We start from the raw sequence: 17,163 nt of genomic DNA, 5'->3' as shown, positions 1-17,163 counted from the left end.
GGCGAGCCGCCCCTAGCTCTGGCGACGAATGAGGGCCTGAGCGACGATGACCCGGTCCCCGTTGAACGTGACCGACGGCGAGCCGTGCAGCTCGTACCCCAGGTCAAGCGCCTCACTGACCCGCCAGCAGAACGTCTCGTCGTCCGGCCCGGTAAGCACCCGATACCGCGGAAGCCCTCTCTTTTCACTCATACCAGGAGCCTAGTGCGCCGCACCCCGGCCACCCCGGACCGCCGCGAGCCCGCTCCCTTCCAGCCCAGCCGTGACGCCATGTCGGACGTGCCTGCTGGGATAGGGGAATGAGTGAGTCCCCCCAACTGGTCACGCAGTTGCTCAAGGCAGTGGTCGCGTACTCATGGTTCTTCGAGACCTGCGATGAGTCGAGCGTGGACGACGACACGGCACTCGAACAGCAGGAGCACGCCGGCTACCTCCTGGGCCGGCTATCCGACGCGGATAAGAGGCGCCTCGCTGACGAACTGGCCACCCTGGCGGCGACCGAGACGGACCCGGCGTACCGAGAGTTCGTAGAGACGTTCGCATTCACCATGGGCTTGGTGGAACACAATGAGCGGGGACCCGCCCCACATCAAGACGCCTAAGCTCCTCTCATGGCGTTCACGTTCACCGCTCGCGCTGTCGGAGCGGAAACCTACGAAGACGATGAGTGCTTCATAGCCGGAGTGGCCGAACATGAGGACGGCAGCGGCCGCCAGCTGACCTTCATGTGCAGCCTCTACGAACCCGAGGACCAGGACATCGCCACCGGTATGGACTCCTACTGCCTGGTCACGCCGGGCCAGGGCACGGCCTACGGCGGTGTCAGAGAGGCAGTGCTGAAAGACCGCGTCCTACGAATCGTCGTAGACCCTGCCAACCTCGAAGCGCTACGGCTGAACGACGCCGAGATCGAGGTGGCATTGGACGTCGAGGATGCGCACATCCAGCGGTTTCGCGAGGGGCTGCGCCGTGTCCTGGCATACGGGCGTCAAAGCGAATGGCCGACCGTCCTGGAGCTCTGAGAACCCGCGTCCGCCCCGTGGTCGTTCCGATCTCTTGTCGTGCCGATCCGCAAGCGGAATGATGACGAGGAGATCAAGGGGGTCGTGCCATGTGGCCTGATCTGCAAGTCGGTCTGATCGGCTTGATCGGGGTGGTGTTGATCGGCCGCGGCATGTGGGAGCTATTGAGGTCGTGGCCCGCTCAGCGCGGCAAGAAGCTCGCCGAGACCCTGGTCGGGTTCGCTGTCGGGCTGGTATTCGCTGGCATCGCAGTTGAGATCGCCTTTTTTGATGTCCCTTTTGAGCCGGCATCGGCCGAGGAACTCGTTCTCGCGGTGTTGGTCTTGCTGGGGTCGCTCGCATGGCGGGTACTGACTACCAGGAGAGACAAGAAGTCCGACCCCTAGGTCGGCCCCTGCTCTCCCAGGCCCGTACGCCGACCGCCCGGGCACGCGCAGTGGTCTCTCCGGAGGCGGCGAGAAGACCAAGTGCGCATCCGTCCCCGTGGCTGGCCCCTCGCTCCCGGAGCTTTGGCGTCAGAAACCGCCCCAGAAGACGAACCCGGAAAGCGAGTCCACGTTCTGGGGTGATGAGCCTGTGGATCCATCTGGGGTGGGCGCGAGCTTCCATTCGCCCTGCCACTTCACGGTCGTGGTCCTGGCAGTGCGGCCACCGCGCCCAGGGTCCCGCGACACCGTGCCGACCACCGCTGTCTGAGGCGTATAGGAGACGATTCGGAAGCCCGTGATCTGCGCTGCTTTCCCGGCCGGTACGGGCTGACCGGCGGTACGCACCCGCGCGTAGGCCGCCTTGCCTCTCCCCGCCACGACCTGCTGCTCCAAAATCTTTCGCCATCGTGTTGACCGGTCGAGCCGTACGCTGATCTGCACAGCGGCGAACAGGGCTCCGCGCGGGGTGTGCTCGTAGCAGCGTGCGATGTCGCCCTGGACGTCCAGTGGTCCCACCGAAGGCGAGAACGGCACTGCAACGCCCTTGAAACGCTTCCAGTACACCTGTCTCGGCGCGGTCGTGGGAATGCTCTGGTCGCCGTTGTCAGTAGGGCACGCGCGCGCCCCCGCCGGAGTCGTGGCAGGAGGTGTGGACTTCGGTGTGGCCGCTGCGGTGTTCTCCCGGCTCTTCGCTGTACAACCGGCGACGCCCAAGGCGACGACGATGACTGGAAGGCCGGCCTTTTTTAACATGTGGGAACCCAACTCGCACGGCGGCTTCTGACACGACCAGGCCGATCCTAGGCCCAACAAGCGCGGCCACGCAGCGATGCGCGGCCGGGCGTGCAAGGGCCTCACAGTCGGCCACTGCAAGGCCGACGCGCACCACCGCGAAAACCTCGGCTGCGGCGTCCGCCGCATCTTCGACTTAGTGGCGTTAGGGCTGTTGTTCGGGGTGGAGCATGAGTTCCGCGATGTGCTGGACGCGGGCGTGCGCGATGCCCATGCGCTGTTCGACTGCCAGTGGGTGATCGGTGGGTTCGAGCTCGATGAACGGACGCTCACCGATCGAGCGTGTGTGCAGGTTCGTTTTCAGTTCGATGGTCGTGGGCGAGTAGAGCGTCAAACCGGTGGACAGCCATCCGAAGTAGGGAGGCTCGTTCTCCCTGCCCGGGGTGTTCCAGAGCCGCAGCGCGCGGGTGAAGTTGTCCTGGCTGAGCGAGACCCACACGCCCCAGCTGAAGACCTCGCCGGTATCGGTCACCGGAATCTCGATCAGCCCGTGGACGAAGAACGCCTGGCCTTTGATCACGCAGGTCTCGGAGGTCAGTTCGCTCTCCGGATCCTCGGCCAGTTCCGGTGTCCAGAAGTCGGGAGCCGGTGCGGCGAAGCTCATGGGCAGCCCGTCGTGGCGCTGCCCGCAGCATGAGCAGAGGAATCCGGAATGTTCAGGCATGGGGTGAGGGTACTGATCTTTCCGCCGGGCGGGGGCGCGCGGCAACCGTGAGGCGTCGTCGATCTGCCGTAGCACCTTTGCCGCCATGACATCGGTGTCGGCCGCTCGGTGGCTCTCAACGTCTCGGGGCCGGTCAGAACGTCATGTGCCCTCGATGTGCCCTGAGCCTGACCGGCATGACGGCAGGAGCGGCCGGGAGGAGGGTGGGGTCACGGGATTCTGCCTACTCCGAGACGTATCCGGGAGTGGTTCCATACCCACCCTCCCTGAGCCGCGGACCCTGATGGGTGCTCAGACCGGTCTCCAACAAAGGCACCGTACTAGGACGCTCTGACAATCCGAATGAGTGACCAGTCTGGACGATATCGGCCCACGATCTTGAAACGACGCCGCTACTGCCATAGGTAGTCATAGCGGGGTGGTGCCGGGGCGACCTGGACTTGGCCGTCTCTGATCTGCCATTCGGTCTGGTGCCCCTCCTCGTGAAAGACGAGAAAGAGCCCGCATACACGGTCGTTGTCCTCGTCGTCGGCGGGGAGGGCGGTGATCTCCCGGACCTGGTCGAGGACTTCGTCGCAGTACTGCGAACGAACGGCTCGGGCGTAGCAGGCTGCGTCGAGCCAGCCGCCTTCCGGGAAGGCCCATCCCGCGGAGTCCCCCCGGCGGATGATGCGCTCGGCTTCGGCTTTCTGCCCGTGGAACTCCAGCCAGCCCCGTATGTAGGCCCAAGTGCTCATGGACCCATGATTGCGGGCCTAATCGGAGCCGGGACGTCTAGAAGACCGAGATGTGGACGTGGTCGTAGTGGTTGGCGGTTACGCCGCCTCGGTTTTCCATGGAGCGCCAGCCGGGGCTGCGGAGGTCGTAGATGCGTTGGCGCCAGATGATGTATTTGATGCCCAGGGCGCTTGCGTGGGCGATGGCGTAGGAGGCGGTGCGGTCGCCCAGGGCCTGGGCGCTGCCGGTGGCCATGACGCCGCCCGTGGTGACCATGAAGTCGCAGGCGTGGCCAGTGCCGTGGTCCTGGGGGTCGCCGGTGTGGCGGACGCAGCCGATGGTCGGGAAGGGGCCCGTCTCCAGGTCGATGGTGTTCTTCACCTTGAGCATGCGCGGGGTGACGCCGCCCATGCCGACACTCGGGGACTCGGGCTTGTACTTCTTGACCAGGGACTGGATCTGCGACTTGCGCCGCTTCAGGTCCTTGATCTCCTTGTTCAGCTCGACCATCTTCTGCTGGGCCTGCTTGCGGGCCTTCATCTGGTCGTCGACGAGCTTCTGGATCTGGGCGACCTTGCCCGCCTTGTTCTGGGCGAGGTGGCTGACCAGGGTGGCGTTGCTGAGCAGGTCGGAGGGGTTCGCGTCGGCGAGGAAGGTGACGGTGGGGTCCTCGCCGTTCGTCATGTACTGGGACGCGGCGAGCTGCGCGACGACGCTGCGGGCCTCCTGGAGGTCGCGCTGCAGGTCGTTGGACTTGTCCAGCGCCTTCTTCGCGGCGTACTCGGCGTCCTTCAGCTTGGCGAGGTCGCCGCCGTACTCCTTGTCGAGCTGCTCGATCTGGCGGTTCAGCTTCGCGAACTTGCCGCTGTCGCCCGGGTCGAGGGGGAGGGACGCCGGCGGGGCGGCCGCGGACGGTGTCGCGGCGGCGAGCAGGGGCAGCGCGGTGGCGAGGGCCACGAGAGCCGCGGCGGTGTGTCGCCGGCCGCGGCGGCGGTCAGCGTGCCGACGGGTGGAGGCGGGGGTCTCCACGTGTTCTCCTCTCGTCATGGCCGAAGGTCAATGGACGTTAAAGAGCCGTGTGCCTCGCCAAGAGTAAACCCCTGCGAACAGTGGGACGGGGCGAAGGCGCGAGATGCCCGGCCCCCTTGCTGGGGAGCCGGGCAATCCTACGTGACGGGACTCACAGCTTGCCCTTCCAGAGGAGCCGGTTGGGCTGCGAGCGCAGGTTCTTGAGGGTGTGGGTGGAGTTGTCGTTCAGCACCTTCTGCACCGTCGGGAAGGTGGCCTTGGGGTGCGTGGAGAGGTACAGGGCGGCGACACCGCTGACGTAGGGGGCGGCCATGGACGTTCCGCTGAGCGCCTTGTGGCCCCCGCCCGGCCAGGTGGAGTAGATGCCGTAGCCCGGGGCGTTGATGTCGACGCACTTGCCCCAGTTGGAGAACGAGGCGCGGTTGTCGTACTTGGTGGTGGCGCCGACCGCCATGACCCAGCCCGCACCGGCCGGCGAGGTGTTGCACGCGTCGGCGTTCTCGTTGCCGGCGGCGACGGAGGTGAACACCCCCGACTTGGACAGGTTCATCACGGCGGTGTTGAGCGCCGAGGACTTGGGGCCGCCGAGCGACATGTTCGCCACGGCCGGCTTGGCGGCGTGGGTGCGCAGCCAGTTGACGGCGGCGACGACGTCCGACATCGAGCCCTCGCCGTTGCAGTCGAGGACGCGCAGCGCCCGCAGCTTGACCGACTTGGCGGCGCCGTAGGTCTTGGAGCCGATGATGCCCGCGACGTGGGTGCCGTGGCCGTTGCAGTCGCGTCCGTCGCCGTTGAAGGGCGCCGCCCACGCGATCGAGGCGCGGCCGCCGAACTCCTTGTGCCCGACGTCCAGGCCGGTGTCGATGATGTAGGCGTTCACGCCCTTGCCGGACGACTTGTAGGTGTAGGTCTTGGACAGCTTCGCCGACCGCTGGTCGATGCGGTCGAGCCCCCAGGGCAGCGGTGCGCGCTGGGTGGTGCTGGCCTTGACGACCTGGTCCTGCTCGATGGCCGCGACGCGGTGGTCGCGGCGCAGCTTGTTGAGCTGGTCGCCGTTCAGCCGCGCGGCGAAGGCGTTCAGGACGCCGTCGAAGCGCTGGACGCCCGCGGCCTTGACGCTCTTGGCGGCCGTGTCGGTGGACGCTCCGGCCTTCAGCGTGACGATGTACCTGCCGGGCACCGGGGTGCCTTCCGCCGCGGTCACCTTCACCAGGGACGCGGAGTCGTCGGCGAGAACCGGGAACGCCGCGGCGCCGCCGAGGCACGCCGCGACCGTGCCGACGAGCAGCAGCCTTCGGTGGACAGCCCGCAAGGCTCCTCCTTATGCCGGGGAGCGCGCGAGGCGTCCCGCCCATGATCGGTGGTCTCGATCGAGGGGAAACCCTAGCGGAACTGTCCTGATATGAGACGACAAATTGGGCGTATTGCCCGAGGCGGCACGGCCGGATCAGGCCTTGGTGAGCCGCCCGCCGTAGCCGAGGTTCGTTCCGGGCCGCGTCCACGTGTACTGGAGCGTCCCGTCAGGCTGACGGGTCACCTGGACGATCCCGGACGTGCACGGCTTGCCGATGTCCAGGTTCATCCTCAGGGCGCTCTCCGTCCCCCTGGTGAGCCGCAGGGTGCCGACGCAGTTCTCCCGCGGGTACAGGGCGCGCCCGGTCGTCCCGCCGGCCTCGAAGGTGATCTGCACGGGGAAGGAGGCGTTCCGGTTGGTGTTGACCACCGTCCCCGTCCAGGTCCCCGCGAACGATTGCGGAATCGTGGTCACGGGGCGGTTGGCGGATGAGTTGGTGCTGTCGGACGGCGAGTCGTCGTCGGACTTCAACTGGGGCCAGAGCACCAGGACGATGATGGCGATGCCGACGCCGACGCCGATGGCCAGCGACAGTGCCAGGCCGAGGACGTGGTTGCCGGGTCGCCGCATCTTCGCGATGAGCGACAGGGGCGACCGGTTCGCCGGGGAGCGGTGCCCGTGGCTCTCGCGCCCTTGCCCCAGCCCCGGAATGAGGGGGTTCGGCTCTGTGGGGTTCGGATGGGCGGGCAGGTCGACGGCGTCGAACGTGGCCGTCGGATCGGGACCGACGGCGTCGAACGTCGCAGTCGGGTCGGGACGCAGAGCATCGAACCTCGTGGTCTGCTCCGCGTGGTCGCGTCCGCCCGCCGGGGTCTGCCGCTCGGGCCGGTCCAGGCCGATCGCGTTGAAGGCCGTCGTCACCTCGAACGCGGCCGGATCCAGCTCGGCCGCGGGCGGCTCGGGCTCCCGCACGGGCTCGGGGCGTGAGCGGCGCGAGCGCGCGAGCTTGCCCAGCAGCGGCAGCGATGGTGACGCCGATTCCGGCGGAGGCCCCGAAGGCGCACCGGACGGCGCTCCCGAGAACGGCCCCGAAGGCGCACCGGCAGGGGGCCCCGAAGGCGCACCGGCAGGGGGGCCCGGTGGCGGTCCCGAAAGCGGCCCAGGAGGTGCGGCAGGCCCGGGCGTGAACCCGGGCGGCGGAGCGGCGGCTCCCATGGGCCCACCGGGAGCCGCCATGGGAGGACGCGGCGGCGGCACGACCGGCGGCACGTCGTGGTGGATCATCACGCCCGTCGCGAGGGCGCGCCCCTCCTCCACCATCGAGGCCGGCAGGCGCCCCGCGAGCGCGCTGCCCTGGCCCAGCAGCCGTTCGAGGATCGTCTTGGCCATCGGACGCTCGGCCGGGTCCTTGGCCAGAGCGGCCGCGACCGTCTCGCGCAGGGAGTCGGGCACGCCCGACACGTCGGCCTCGTCGTAGACGATCCGCTGCATCACCTCGGACGGCGACCCCTCGCCGAACGGCGGCTTGCCCGTGGCGGCGAACAGGACGGTCGACGCCCACGCGAACACGTCCGCGGCAGGGCCGATGCCCATGCCGCTCAACTGCTCAGGGGACTTGTAGGCGGGGTCCTCGGTCATGCTCCCGCGGAAGGCCACGTTCACGGCCTCCATGGCGTGGGCGATGCCGACATCGCTCATCCGGGGACCGTCCCGGCCGAGGAGCACGTTCCCGGGCTTCAGGCCGTGGTGGACGGCGCCCGCGCGGTGGACGGCGGCCAGAGCGACCGCCATGCCGACGGCCACGCGTTCGACGACGACGGGGCCGCGCACGCCCTCCTCGTCCACGAGCTGCTGGAGGGACGGTCCGTCCACCCACTCGCTCACCACGTAGGGACGGTCGCCCTCCATGTCGGCGTGCAGGATCGCCGCCGTGCAGAAGCCGGTCACCTTCCGGGCCGCGGAGAACGCGTCGGCGAACCGCGACCGCGCGACGGGCTCGCCGCTCAGCCGCACGTGCAGGACCTTCACGGCGACGGGCCGGCCGGCCGGGTCCCTGCCGAGGAAGACCGCACCCTGCTCGCCCACGCCGAGCCGTCCCGTGATCTCGAACGAGCCGAGCCTTCCCGGGTCACCCGGCTGCAGGGGCAGCGCCTCGGGCATCTGACGAACCTCCGTCTCATCCGGGGACGGCGTCCCCGGCCTCCCCGTCCTCTGCGCCCCCATGCCTGGCACCGGGTCCTTTCTACCGTCTGCGCGATACCCCGGCGGACCCGGTAGCGTCGTGCGCGATGCGCCGAACACCGCTTTCCCCCGCCGTCCTCAACGAGGAGCGCGCCGCGCTCGGCCTGGCGCCCTACACCGGCGCGGACGAGCCCGCCGAGCTGCGCCGCGCGGCTCTGGACACGGTCCTCGCCGGCATCGAGGCGGGGGGCGCCGAGCCGAGCCGGCCGGTGGTCAGGGGAGCGGTACGGTACCTGCTCGATCGGCTCGCCGAGCTGGCGCCCGGCCGTTCGGTGGAGGTCAGGGTCCCCCCGCACGCCGCCGTTCAGTGCATCGACGGCCCGCACCATACCCGTGGTACGCCGCCGAATGTGGTGGAGATGGACGCCGCCACGTGGATCGCGCTGGCCACCGGCCGCTCCACCTGGGAAGACGCGGCGGCGAACGGACGGGTACGGGCGAGCGGCGCGCGCGCGGACCTGACGCCCTACCTCCCCCTGCCCCTCGACTGACGGTCCGCCCCGCCCGGCGGGTTCTCCTTGACCGGACGTCGCCTCTCGACTGGACGGTGAGCGCGCGCATAGCGTGCGCGGGTAACGCGCGCCTTACCGGAGGTGATCCCGTGTTGATCGCGCACTGGACGTTCGACGCCGGCACCGTGGACGGGCGCCGGGCCGCCGACACCGCCGGCGCCGCCCCCGCGGCCGAGCTGGCGGAGAACGCCGAGATCGTCCCCGGACGGGACGGGGAGGCGCTGGCCCTCCGCGGGCACGACCGGGCGGTGATCCCCGCGGCGCCGCAGCTCGTCCTCAGCCAGATCTTCGGGTTCAGCCTGGCCTTCTTCGTCCGGGTCGACGAGGAGCCCACCGGCGAGTGGCGCAGCCTCCTCTACAAGCCCGTGGCCGAGAACGACGCGCGGGGGCTCGGCCTCTGGCTGTACCCGGACGCGATGAGGCTGCGCGTCCAGTTGTTCACCGTCAAGGGCCCGGACTACGTCGACAGCACGGCCAGGCTGACCGTGGGGCAATGGGCGCACATCGCCTTCGTCGTGGACACCCGGGGCATGACCCTCTACGTCGACGGCGCGCACGACGCGGCCGTCGCGTTGGAACACCCCGTCGTCACCCCGGCCGGGCCCGTCTACCTGGGCAGGGAGCCCACCAAGCCCGGCTTCGGCGGCCTCCTCGACGACCTCCGCTTGTACGCCTCCCCGCTCGGCCAGGAGGCCGTCCGCGCCCTGGCCGACCAACCCGGCGGCTAAGGGGTGGCGCGGGCGAACGGGAACTCGCGTTCGACGCAGCCGCGCCGCGCCAGGTCGTCCGGGTACCGCGCCTGGTCCCCGCACTGGGCCGCCTTGGCGAGCAGCCAGACGAGCGTCCCGGCGCCGAGGAGGAGGGCGACCGCGGAGCAGACCACCCCCACGAGGGCGGGACGCCGGTCCGGGTCGCGCCGGACGAGGGACATCGTCCCCAGGACGAGCCCCACGAGCGCCGGGACCATGCCCGCGAAGCACGCGGTGAGCCCGACCAGACCGACGATTCCGAGCACCTGGGAGGTCCGGGCCAGAGTGCTCCGCACAGGCGGGGCAGGGGGCGAGTAGGTCCGGTACCCGGGCAGCGTCATTGCGTTCCTCCACGTGTCGTCCCCAGATTCCCGGAACCGCGTGGGGCCCGTGGTTCCGGGGAGTAAAGGTCCGTTAAGGAGATGCCACCGATCGGAGCAGGTGAACCGGGCATCTAGACTGGCGAACGTGCCTCTCCGTGACGGACGTTTGAGCCACGACCTCGATCCCTCCGACCGCGCTCCGCAGGACGCCTGCGGGGTCTTCGGCGTCTGGGTTCCCGCCGAACAGGCGGCCAGAGCCGAAGTGAGCAAGCTCACGTACTACGGCCTGTACGCGCTCCAGCACCGTGGGCAGGAGTCGGCGGGCATCGCTGTCAGCGACGGCTCCCGCATCGTCGTGTTCAAGGACATGGGCCTCGTCGCCCAGGTCTTCGACGAGTCGGTGCTGAACACGTTGCGCGGACACATCGCCGTCGGCCACTGCCGCTACTCCACGACCGGCTCGCCCACGTGGGAGAACGCGCAGCCCACGTTCCGGTCCACCGACGAGGGCGGGCTGGCGCTCGTCCACAACGGCAACCTGATCAACACGCCGGAACTGGCCGCGCGGCTGGCGCCCGGCGTGCTGACCGCCACGACCGACACCGAGGTCCTGACGGCGCTTCTAGCCACGCATGACCTGACCGGCGCCGGAGGCGCTCCGGGGGGTGTGGGGGGTCGTCCCCCCACAGGTGACCTGACCGGCGCCGGAGGCGCTCCGGGGGGTGGTCCCTCCATGGGGGACACGGGCGGTGCGCTGGAGGCGGCGCGGGAGATCCTCCCGGCGGCGCGCGGCGCGTTCTCCCTGGTCTTCATGGACGAGGGGACGCTGTACGCGGCCCGCGACCCCGAGGGCATCCGCCCGCTCGTGCTCGGCGCCCTGGAGGACCGCGGCTGGGTGGTCGCGTCCGAGACGGCCGCGCTCGACATCGTCGGCGCCCGGTTCGTCCGGGAGATCGAGCCGGGCGAGATGGTCGCGATCGACGGTGACGGCGTGCGGTCCGAGCGGTTCGCCGAGCCGCGCCCGAAGGGCTGCCTGTTCGAGTACGTGTACCTGGCGCGGCCCGACACGACGATCGCCGGGCGCAGCGTGCAGGCCACCCGCGTCGAGGTCGGGCGCCGGCTGGCGCGCGAGCACCCCGTCGAGGCCGACATGGTCATCCCGACGCCGGAGTCGGGCACCCCGGCCGCGATCGGCTACGCCGAGGCGTCCGGCATCCCCTACGGCCAGGGCCTGGTGAAGAACTCCTACGTCGGCCGGACGTTCATCCAGCCGTCCCAGACGATCCGCCAGCTCGGCATCCGGCTGAAGCTGAACCCGCTGCGCGAGGCGATCGAGGGCAAGCGGCTGGTCGTGGTGGACGACTCGATCGTGCGCGGCAACACCCAGCGCGCCATCGTGGGGATGCTGCGGGACGCGGGCGCCGCCGAGGTCCACGTGCGGATCTCCAGCCCGCCCGTCGCCTGGCCGTGCTTCTACGGCATCGACTTCGCCACCCGCGCCGAGCTCATCGCGGGAAACCTGTCGGTGGAGGAGATCCGCGACTCCATCGGCGCCGACTCGCTCGGCTACATCTCCCTGGACGAGCTCATCTCCGCCTCGCACATCGCGAAGGACAACCTGTGCCGGGCGTGCTTCGACGGCCAGTACCCCATCCCGGTGGAGCAGGACGCCCGCGGCAAGCACCTGCTGGAGGCCACTCGATGACGGACCGCCCGACGACCTCCTACGAGGCCGCAGGCGTCGACATCGCGGCGGGCGAGCGCGCCGTCGAGCTGATGAAGTCCCGGGTGGCCCGGTCGCGGCGCCCCGAGGTCGTCGACGACGTCAGCGGGTTCGCCGGGCTCTTCGACGCCTCGGCGCTGCTGCGCTACAAGCGGCCCCTGCTCGCGACGTCCACGGACGGCGTCGGCACCAAGGTCGACCTGGCGCGGCGCCTCGGCGTCTACGACACGATCGGGCACGACCTGGTCGGCATGGTCATCGACGACCTCGCCGTGTGCGGCGCCGAACCGCTGTTCATGACCGACTACATCGCCTGCGGCAAGGTCGTGCCGGAGCGCGTCGCCGACATCGTCGGCGGGATCGCGGACGCGTGCGCCCTGGCCGGGTGCGCCCTCGTCGGCGGCGAGACCGCCGAGCACCCCGGCCTGCTGGAGGCGGACGAGTTCGACGTGGCGGGCGCTGGGACGGGCGTCGTGGAGGCCGACCGGATCCTGGGGCCGGAGCGCGTGGAGGCGGGTGACGTCGTGCTCGCCATGGCATCGTCCGGTATCCACTCGAACGGGTACTCCCTCGTCCGGCACATCCTGGCGACGACCGACCTGACGCTGGAGACCCGGTCGCCGGAGCTCGACCGTCCGCTGGGGGAGGAGCTCCTCACCCCGACGCGCATCTACGCCAAGGACTGCCTGGCCCTGGCCGAGGCCGGCGGAGTGCGGGCGTTCGCTCACATCACCGGCGGCGGCTTGGCGGCGAACCTGGCCCGGTCGCTCCCACCGGGGGTGGACGCCGTGCTGAGCCGCTCGTCCTGGGAGGTCCCGGCGGTGTTCCGCCTCCTCCAGGCGCACGGCGAGGTGCCGCAGGCCGAGATGGACAAGACGTTCAACCTCGGCGTCGGCATGGCCGCGATCGTCGCGCCTGACCGCGCCGACGAGGCGCTCCGGCTGCTGGCGTCCCGCGGAGTGCCGTCCTGGACGCTCGGCGAGATCACCGAAGGCACCGGCAACGCGACCCTGCGCTGACCCCGGGGCGCTGGCCTCGGGGCCTGCCGTCGCCCGGCGGGCTCCGGGGTACGTGGACGGCCCTGAGCGGAACGCTGAGCGACTCTCGGACCTGCCCGGCCACTCGGGGGTGGTGCGGCGGTCCTGGGGAGCTCATGGACGACTCAGCGAGATCGCCGAGCGGCGCGATCACCGACCGGCGAGATCAGGAGCCCCGGGCGCTCCGAGGCCATGACAAACGCCACCGCCCGGCGGTGCGGGCGGTGGCGTGCTGTCTGCCGGTCAACCGGAGGTGCCGTCCTTGCGGGGCTCCGTGCCGTAGTCGTCGGCGTAGTCGGCGTACTTCTCGGCGAGCTCGTCATAGGAGTCTTCGCCGGAGTCGCTGACTCCTAGTTCATCCTTAAGGCGGTCGAGGTCCGTGTTGCCGGTGCTGTACTTGAGCTGCCGGGCAACCTTCACCTGCTTGGCCTTGGCTCGGCCGCGACCCATTGGCTCGACCCCCTCGATGGTCAGGGCTTTCGTGGGCCCATCAACGCGCGCGTGTACCACACGAACCGGTGCCTGATGAGCCATGCGTCAGTCACGGGTACAACCGTACCCGTTTTGCGCCTGGCTCGGTACATCGACGGTACGTGGCGGCGCTCCGGTTGCTGATAACAACAGTGTATCCGGTGGTCACGTCAACGTGCGAAGGCCACCGTGGGACGGTCGTACGCCGCCCCACGGCGGCCCTCACAACGGTTTTGCAACGGTCTAAACAGGTCTAGGAAGTCCACCCTCCAGACCGCGCCCTCCTGGAGCTCACCTGGTCTGCCCTGGATTTCAGAGGAGGATGCTCCGGAGCCGGCCGACCTCGGACATCCGGCGCTCCGCGAGGCGGTCGGCGGCCACCGCCGGCGGGACGCCCTCGTCGGAGGCCAGCGCGAAGATCTTCCGGGTGGTGTCGAAGATTCCGGCCGCGCGCGCCTTGGCGCGGTCGAAGTTGAAGCCCTCGATCTCGTCCGCGACCTGGATCACGCCACCGGAGTTCACCACGTAGTCGGGCGCGTACAGGATGCCGCGGTCGGCGAGGCGCTTCTCCACGCCCGAGTGGGCGAGCTGGTTGTTCGCGGCGCCGCAGACGATCCTGGCGGCCAGAACGGGCACCGTGTCGTCGTTCAGGGAGCCGCCCAGTGCGCACGGCGCGTACACGTCGAGCTCCGTACGGACCATGGCGTCGGCGTCGGCGACGACCTCCACCTCGGGGTGCAGCGCCCGGACGCGGTCGACGGCGGCCTCGTCCACATCGCAGATCACGACGTCCGCGCCGTCCTCGCGCAGGTGCTCCACCAGGCGGTGCCCGACCTTCCCGACGCCCTCCACACCGACTCGCTTGCCGCGCAGCGTTGGCGCTCCCCACACGGTCTCGGCCGCGGCCCGCATGCCCTGGAACACGCCGAACGCCGTGAGGATGGAGGAGTCGCCCGCGCCGCCGTGCGCGACCGTCCGTCCGGTGACGAAACGGCACTCGCGCGCGACGATGTCCATGTCCTCGCTGAAGGTGCCCACGTCGCAGGCCGTGTAGTACCGGCCGTTCAGCGACTGCACGAACCGCCCGTAGGCCCGCAGCATCGCCTCGGACTTGTCCGTGGCGGGGTCGCCGATGATGACGGCCTTTCCGCCGCCGAGGTCGAGCCCGGCCAGGGCGTTCTTGTACGCCATGCCCCGGGACAGGTTCAGCACGTCCGCGAGGGCCTCCTCCTCGGAGCCGTACGGGTAGAAGCGGGTGCCTCCCAGGGACGGGCCGAGCGCGGTGGAGTAGATGGCGATGATGGCGCGCAGGCCGCTGGCCTCGTCCTGGCAGAAGACGACCTGCTCGTGTCGGGGTTCGGTGCCCTTGTGGGGCGCCCCGAAGACATTAGGCACGGTAGTGCCCTCCTCTCTGTCTCTAAGATCAGCCTAGGGTGCGCGATGGCGCCACGCCCGACCGAATCTCATGTCACGATGCGATTCTCATGTCACGATGCGATGGTGCTTCCGTACGCGGCCTACCTACGGGTTTATGAACCGGTGACCGCCTTCCCGGAGCCCGCGCGGACCCTGTGGACGGTCTACGCCGACTCCAGGCGGCGTCCCAGGCGGATCCACGCGCTGGGGGTGGAGCACCGGGAGGCCGTGCTCAGGCTGACGGGCTCGCCGCCTGAGGTCGTCCCGGAACGGGAGAGCAGGGACGCCTACGTGCGCCGCCTGGAGGACATGATCTACGTATGCCCCTGGGGGACGCGGCTGCGGTCGTGGCTGGCCTTCGAGCGCTTCAGGGACGAGCACGCGGCGGGCGTGGCCGCGGCCTTCGTCCCGCCGCCCGTGTCCGAACGGGTGAGGGGCGATTTCGAGCAGTGGAAGAAGGGCGGCCGCTCCCTGCGCCCGCACATCCTGACGAGCACCTGGCACGTCCCGCTGGACTGGTTCGTCCCGTTCGCGCGCGGCGAGCGGTGCCTGATGCTCGGCACGCCGGGCACCGGGTACCGGGCGGACGACGCGGCCGACGAGGCGGCGGGCCACGGTTCGGCGACGGCCGCGCCCGCGCGGACCCTCGTCTACGTCACGTCGATGGGGGAGGCGCGCCGCCGGGTGGCGGCCGCGCTCCCGGTGGTGCGCGAGAACCTCGGCGACGGCACGGATGAGGTCTACCTCCTGTCGGCGGGCCGGCTGGAGACCCTCGGCCGCTGGCTCGGCGAGTTCCACCCCCGCGCGCTCGTGGAGCTCGACTACGGCGGGCTCGTCCACCTGCTGGACGACGCGACGCTCCGGACGGACGAGTCGGTCGCGGAGATGGCCGTGGCCCTCACCGGGATGGAGCGCGGTGAGGTCGAGCTGACCGTCGCGATGTACAAGCGTCTCCTCGCCCGCTGGCGCCCTGTACGGGCGCTCGAGGCCGCGAACTAAAACAAATTTCCCGAATCTGCGCGCGATACGACTATACGTGTCGCTAGAATCACGCAGCGTGACCCAGTGGCCACCCGAGACGCACGGCACCTTGCTCCCGCGGGGATGTTTGCACGCAACTACCGCCAGGAACTTGCTTGTTGCGCTGAGTGGTGGCAAGGTTACACGTTGTGATGTCATAGTGGCTCTTTCGGGCCATAGGGGACATCAGTGACCACGCGAGATCAATCGCAGGATCGCTGTCATCGGTCCACGGAGGAGAGGCCGCAAACATGTCAGCACGTACGCCAGAGGCCGAGCCCCTGCTGACGCCGGCGGAGGTGGCGACGATGTTCCGCGTCGACCCCAAGACCGTCACGCGCTGGGCGAAAGCGGGAAAGCTCACGTCGATCCGCACGCTCGGCGGGCATCGCCGTTACCGCGAGGCGGAGGTGCGGGCACTGCTCGCGGGAATACCGCAGCAGCGCTCGGAGTAGAGACTCCGACCGGCCGGGCTCCTGGGGAGCCCTCCGGACGCACACGGCACAAGAGGGGGGCGGCCAGGAGGCCCCCGAACGGACCTCGCGCCGGGATTCGTGCGGGGCCCCGATCGGTGGCCTCCTGGCCGACACGGGACCACGGTCATCCGAGAACCGTGTGTCCCAGACGCCAATCCCGCGTCGTCCTCGGAACGGGCGCCCCGAGCGCCCACCCCCGAGGACGACGCGGCGTCGGCCCGGGCAAGCGCGCCCGGCCTGCGGAGCGTGGCTAACGCGCTACCTATCTGGGGGTTGTGTCCGGTTGTGGACGCGGCCGAGTTGGATGTCCGAAACTCCGTGCACGTCAGGGCGATAACCCCAGGTCGGACGGCTACTGGTTCATCGCCGGCCGGCTACTGGCTCATCTCTTCTTGGGCCAGGCGGTCGAACAGGGCGCCCGTGCCCGGGTCGTGCCGGCCGGAGACGTGCATGATGACCACGAGCTGGTCGACCAGCAGCCGCTCCAGATCTGCGCGGGCCACGTCGCCGTTCTCCAGCCAGTCGAGGCCGGCGGTCTCCACGGTCGCCATCCAGCAGCGCAGCGTGATGCGCAGGATCGGCGGCGGAACGTCGATGTCCAGCGAGTGCAGGATCCGGTCCAGCAGCAGGCGGCGGATCCCGTCGACGATCTCGCCGGCCTCGCCCGAGCGGTCAGCGGGCCCGCCGCGCAGCAGCGCCGTGTACCCGGCCGCGTGGCTCTCCACGAAGTCGAAGTAGCGCTTCAGCGAGATCCGCAGCCGTTCGAGCGGCTTGCCCTCGGTGGGCGGTTCGAGCAGCACCGACAGCTGCTTGGCGGCACTGCCGAGCGCGGCGATGTACAGCTCGTTCTTGCCGCCGAAGTAGTGGTAGACCAGCGCCCGGGAGGCGCCCGCCTTCGCCGCGACGTCGTCGATCGAGACGTCCTCGGGCGAGCGCGTGCTGAACAGCTGCAGGGCGGCCTCGATCAGCTCGTCCCGCCGTTCGTCCACGCTGAGCCGGCGACGCCCGCGCCCGCCGCTCGGCCGGCCTCGCGCCTTCTCACCGGTCACCGCACGATCTCCCACCTGGGCAGGGTATCCGAGCACGGCGCGCGGAGGGCGCAACACCGAGCGCGCCGGTGGCGGTCTCCTCACCGGTTCCCGTCCCCGGGCGCCGGGAACGGGGGCATGATCGTTCCGGGCCCGCTGTGATCCGGAACACCACAGGCCCGAACCACCATTGTCGGATGCCCGTTACTCACTGTTGCGGC

Annotated in this window: 20 protein-coding genes; 9 read left to right on the top strand and 11 right to left on the bottom strand. The window is 70.0% G+C overall.

The annotated features are described in order from the left end of the window. Positions 1-12: 12 nt before the first annotated feature. Positions 13-192, bottom strand: coding sequence for a DUF1737 domain-containing protein (locus K4S16_RS19325; protein ID WP_149260378.1), 180 nt, complete (start codon positions 190-192; stop codon positions 13-15). A 107-nt stretch (positions 193-299) separates the two neighbouring features. Between K4S16_RS19325 and K4S16_RS19320 the strand changes: the two genes are divergently transcribed. The 3 genes from K4S16_RS19320 (at position 300) to K4S16_RS19310 (ending at position 1,408) form a co-directional block, all read left to right on the top strand. Then, on the top strand, positions 300-602 hold the full coding sequence (locus tag K4S16_RS19320) for a hypothetical protein (RefSeq protein ID WP_149260377.1): 303 nt from the start codon (positions 300-302) through the stop codon (positions 600-602). Positions 603-611: 9 nt separating this feature from the next. Further along, a complete protein-coding gene (locus K4S16_RS19315) occupies positions 612-1,022 on the top strand; it encodes an Imm10 family immunity protein (RefSeq protein ID WP_149260376.1) in 411 nt (136 codons plus the stop codon). An 89-nt stretch (positions 1,023-1,111) separates the two neighbouring features. After that, a complete protein-coding gene (locus K4S16_RS19310; protein WP_149260375.1) occupies positions 1,112-1,408 on the top strand; it encodes a hypothetical protein in 297 nt (98 codons plus the stop codon). 129 nt (positions 1,409-1,537) lie between these two features. Here K4S16_RS19310 and K4S16_RS19305 read toward each other — a convergent pair whose 3' ends face one another. The 6 genes from K4S16_RS19305 to K4S16_RS19280 all read right to left on the bottom strand — a co-directional run bounded on the left by K4S16_RS19305 (position 1,538) and on the right by K4S16_RS19280 (position 8,106). Beyond that, positions 1,538-2,203 (bottom strand): hypothetical protein, encoded by a 666-nt coding sequence (locus tag K4S16_RS19305; RefSeq protein WP_149260374.1) that lies wholly within the window; start codon positions 2,201-2,203, stop codon positions 1,538-1,540. Positions 2,204-2,387: 184 nt separating this feature from the next. Then, on the bottom strand, positions 2,388-2,906 hold the full coding sequence (locus tag K4S16_RS19300; protein WP_149260373.1) for a DUF2199 domain-containing protein: 519 nt from the start codon (positions 2,904-2,906) through the stop codon (positions 2,388-2,390). Between the two features lie 392 nt (positions 2,907-3,298). Further along, positions 3,299-3,643, bottom strand: a complete 345-nt coding sequence (locus K4S16_RS19295) for a hypothetical protein (protein ID WP_149260372.1) — start codon at positions 3,641-3,643, stop codon at positions 3,299-3,301. Between the two features lie 37 nt (positions 3,644-3,680). Further along, complete coding sequence (locus tag K4S16_RS19290; protein ID WP_149260371.1) at positions 3,681-4,652, bottom strand: hypothetical protein; 972 nt, start codon at positions 4,650-4,652, stop codon at positions 3,681-3,683. A 151-nt stretch (positions 4,653-4,803) separates the two neighbouring features. Continuing rightward, positions 4,804-5,964: a S8 family peptidase gene (locus tag K4S16_RS19285; RefSeq protein WP_149260370.1), complete on the bottom strand. Its 1,161-nt coding sequence runs from the start codon at positions 5,962-5,964 to the stop codon at positions 4,804-4,806. Positions 5,965-6,099: 135 nt separating this feature from the next. After that, complete coding sequence (locus K4S16_RS19280) at positions 6,100-8,106, bottom strand: serine/threonine-protein kinase (RefSeq protein WP_160160959.1); 2,007 nt, start codon at positions 8,104-8,106, stop codon at positions 6,100-6,102. 128 nt (positions 8,107-8,234) lie between these two features. On the opposite strand from K4S16_RS19280, the gene K4S16_RS19275 reads away from it, so the two are divergent. After that, the gene (locus K4S16_RS19275) at positions 8,235-8,678 is read left to right on the top strand and encodes a sterol carrier family protein (protein ID WP_149260368.1); all 444 of its coding nucleotides are present in this window, start codon (positions 8,235-8,237) and stop codon (positions 8,676-8,678) included. A gap of 110 nt (positions 8,679-8,788) precedes the next feature. After that, on the top strand, positions 8,789-9,427 hold the full coding sequence (locus K4S16_RS19270; RefSeq protein WP_160160958.1) for a LamG domain-containing protein: 639 nt from the start codon (positions 8,789-8,791) through the stop codon (positions 9,425-9,427). Here the strand turns inward: K4S16_RS19270 and K4S16_RS19265 are convergent. After that, complete coding sequence (locus K4S16_RS19265) at positions 9,424-9,789, bottom strand: hypothetical protein (protein WP_149260366.1); 366 nt, start codon at positions 9,787-9,789, stop codon at positions 9,424-9,426. The two genes, K4S16_RS19270 and K4S16_RS19265, sit on opposite strands and share 4 nt — an antisense overlap. A gap of 127 nt (positions 9,790-9,916) precedes the next feature. On the opposite strand from K4S16_RS19265, the gene purF reads away from it, so the two are divergent. Together purF and purM are read left to right on the top strand one after the other, a co-directional pair. Beyond that, complete coding sequence (purF, locus tag K4S16_RS19260; protein ID WP_149260365.1) at positions 9,917-11,476, top strand: amidophosphoribosyltransferase; 1,560 nt, start codon at positions 9,917-9,919, stop codon at positions 11,474-11,476. Continuing rightward, positions 11,473-12,513: a phosphoribosylformylglycinamidine cyclo-ligase gene (gene purM / locus K4S16_RS19255; protein WP_149260364.1), complete on the top strand. Its 1,041-nt coding sequence runs from the start codon at positions 11,473-11,475 to the stop codon at positions 12,511-12,513. Before purF ends, purM begins: the two co-directional genes overlap by 4 nt. Positions 12,514-12,774: 261 nt before the next feature. On the opposite strand, the gene K4S16_RS19250 is transcribed toward purM, so the two are convergent. Together K4S16_RS19250 and K4S16_RS19245 are read right to left on the bottom strand one after the other, a co-directional pair. Further along, complete coding sequence (locus K4S16_RS19250) at positions 12,775-12,981, bottom strand: DUF3073 domain-containing protein (protein WP_149260363.1); 207 nt, start codon at positions 12,979-12,981, stop codon at positions 12,775-12,777. Positions 12,982-13,314: 333 nt separating this feature from the next. Next, a complete protein-coding gene (locus tag K4S16_RS19245) occupies positions 13,315-14,397 on the bottom strand; it encodes a Glu/Leu/Phe/Val dehydrogenase dimerization domain-containing protein (protein WP_149260362.1) in 1,083 nt (360 codons plus the stop codon). Positions 14,398-14,541: 144 nt separating this feature from the next. Between K4S16_RS19245 and K4S16_RS19240 the strand changes: the two genes are divergently transcribed. Both K4S16_RS19240 and bldC read left to right on the top strand, forming a co-directional pair. Further along, complete coding sequence (locus K4S16_RS19240; protein WP_308800802.1) at positions 14,542-15,417, top strand: hypothetical protein; 876 nt, start codon at positions 14,542-14,544, stop codon at positions 15,415-15,417. Between the two features lie 272 nt (positions 15,418-15,689). Further along, positions 15,690-15,893, top strand: a complete 204-nt coding sequence (gene bldC / locus K4S16_RS19235; protein WP_012850682.1) for a developmental transcriptional regulator BldC — start codon at positions 15,690-15,692, stop codon at positions 15,891-15,893. A 395-nt stretch (positions 15,894-16,288) separates the two neighbouring features. Here bldC and K4S16_RS19230 read toward each other — a convergent pair whose 3' ends face one another. Beyond that, positions 16,289-16,978 carry a TetR/AcrR family transcriptional regulator gene (locus K4S16_RS19230; RefSeq protein ID WP_149260361.1) on the bottom strand — a complete coding sequence of 230 codons (690 nt, stop codon included), beginning with the start codon at positions 16,976-16,978 and terminating at the stop codon, positions 16,289-16,291. Between the last annotated feature and the right edge of the window lie 185 nt (positions 16,979-17,163).

The organism is Actinomadura sp. K4S16 (genome assembly GCF_008327685.1).
GTDB lineage: Bacteria > Actinomycetota > Actinomycetes > Streptosporangiales > Streptosporangiaceae > Spirillospora.
The sequence above is the reverse complement of the archived record's forward strand: the minus strand, read 5'-3'. Positions and strand labels throughout refer to the sequence as shown.

What these genes read in the sequence shown, in the direction of transcription:
- K4S16_RS19275 (WP_149260368.1), top strand. Translation starts at nt 8,235, where the DNA reads ATGCGCCGAACACCGCTTTCCCCCGCCGTCCTCAACGAGGAGCGCGCC.
- K4S16_RS19250 (WP_149260363.1), bottom strand. Translation starts at nt 12,981, where the DNA reads ATGGGTCGCGGCCGAGCCAAGGCCAAGCAGGTGAAGGTTGCCCGGCAG.
- bldC (WP_012850682.1), top strand. Translation starts at nt 15,690, where the DNA reads ATGTCAGCACGTACGCCAGAGGCCGAGCCCCTGCTGACGCCGGCGGAG.
- K4S16_RS19325 (WP_149260378.1), bottom strand. Translation starts at nt 192, where the DNA reads ATGAGTGAAAAGAGAGGGCTTCCGCGGTATCGGGTGCTTACCGGGCCG.
- K4S16_RS19300 (WP_149260373.1), bottom strand. Translation starts at nt 2,906, where the DNA reads ATGCCTGAACATTCCGGATTCCTCTGCTCATGCTGCGGGCAGCGCCAC.
- K4S16_RS19305 (WP_149260374.1), bottom strand. Translation starts at nt 2,203, where the DNA reads ATGTTAAAAAAGGCCGGCCTTCCAGTCATCGTCGTCGCCTTGGGCGTC.
- K4S16_RS19280 (WP_160160959.1), bottom strand. Translation starts at nt 8,106, where the DNA reads ATGCCCGAGGCGCTGCCCCTGCAGCCGGGTGACCCGGGAAGGCTCGGC.
- K4S16_RS19315 (WP_149260376.1), top strand. Translation starts at nt 612, where the DNA reads ATGGCGTTCACGTTCACCGCTCGCGCTGTCGGAGCGGAAACCTACGAA.
- K4S16_RS19320 (WP_149260377.1), top strand. Translation starts at nt 300, where the DNA reads ATGAGTGAGTCCCCCCAACTGGTCACGCAGTTGCTCAAGGCAGTGGTC.
- K4S16_RS19265 (WP_149260366.1), bottom strand. Translation starts at nt 9,789, where the DNA reads ATGACGCTGCCCGGGTACCGGACCTACTCGCCCCCTGCCCCGCCTGTG.
- purM (WP_149260364.1), top strand. Translation starts at nt 11,473, where the DNA reads ATGACGGACCGCCCGACGACCTCCTACGAGGCCGCAGGCGTCGACATC.
- K4S16_RS19310 (WP_149260375.1), top strand. Translation starts at nt 1,112, where the DNA reads ATGTGGCCTGATCTGCAAGTCGGTCTGATCGGCTTGATCGGGGTGGTG.
- K4S16_RS19295 (WP_149260372.1), bottom strand. Translation starts at nt 3,643, where the DNA reads ATGAGCACTTGGGCCTACATACGGGGCTGGCTGGAGTTCCACGGGCAG.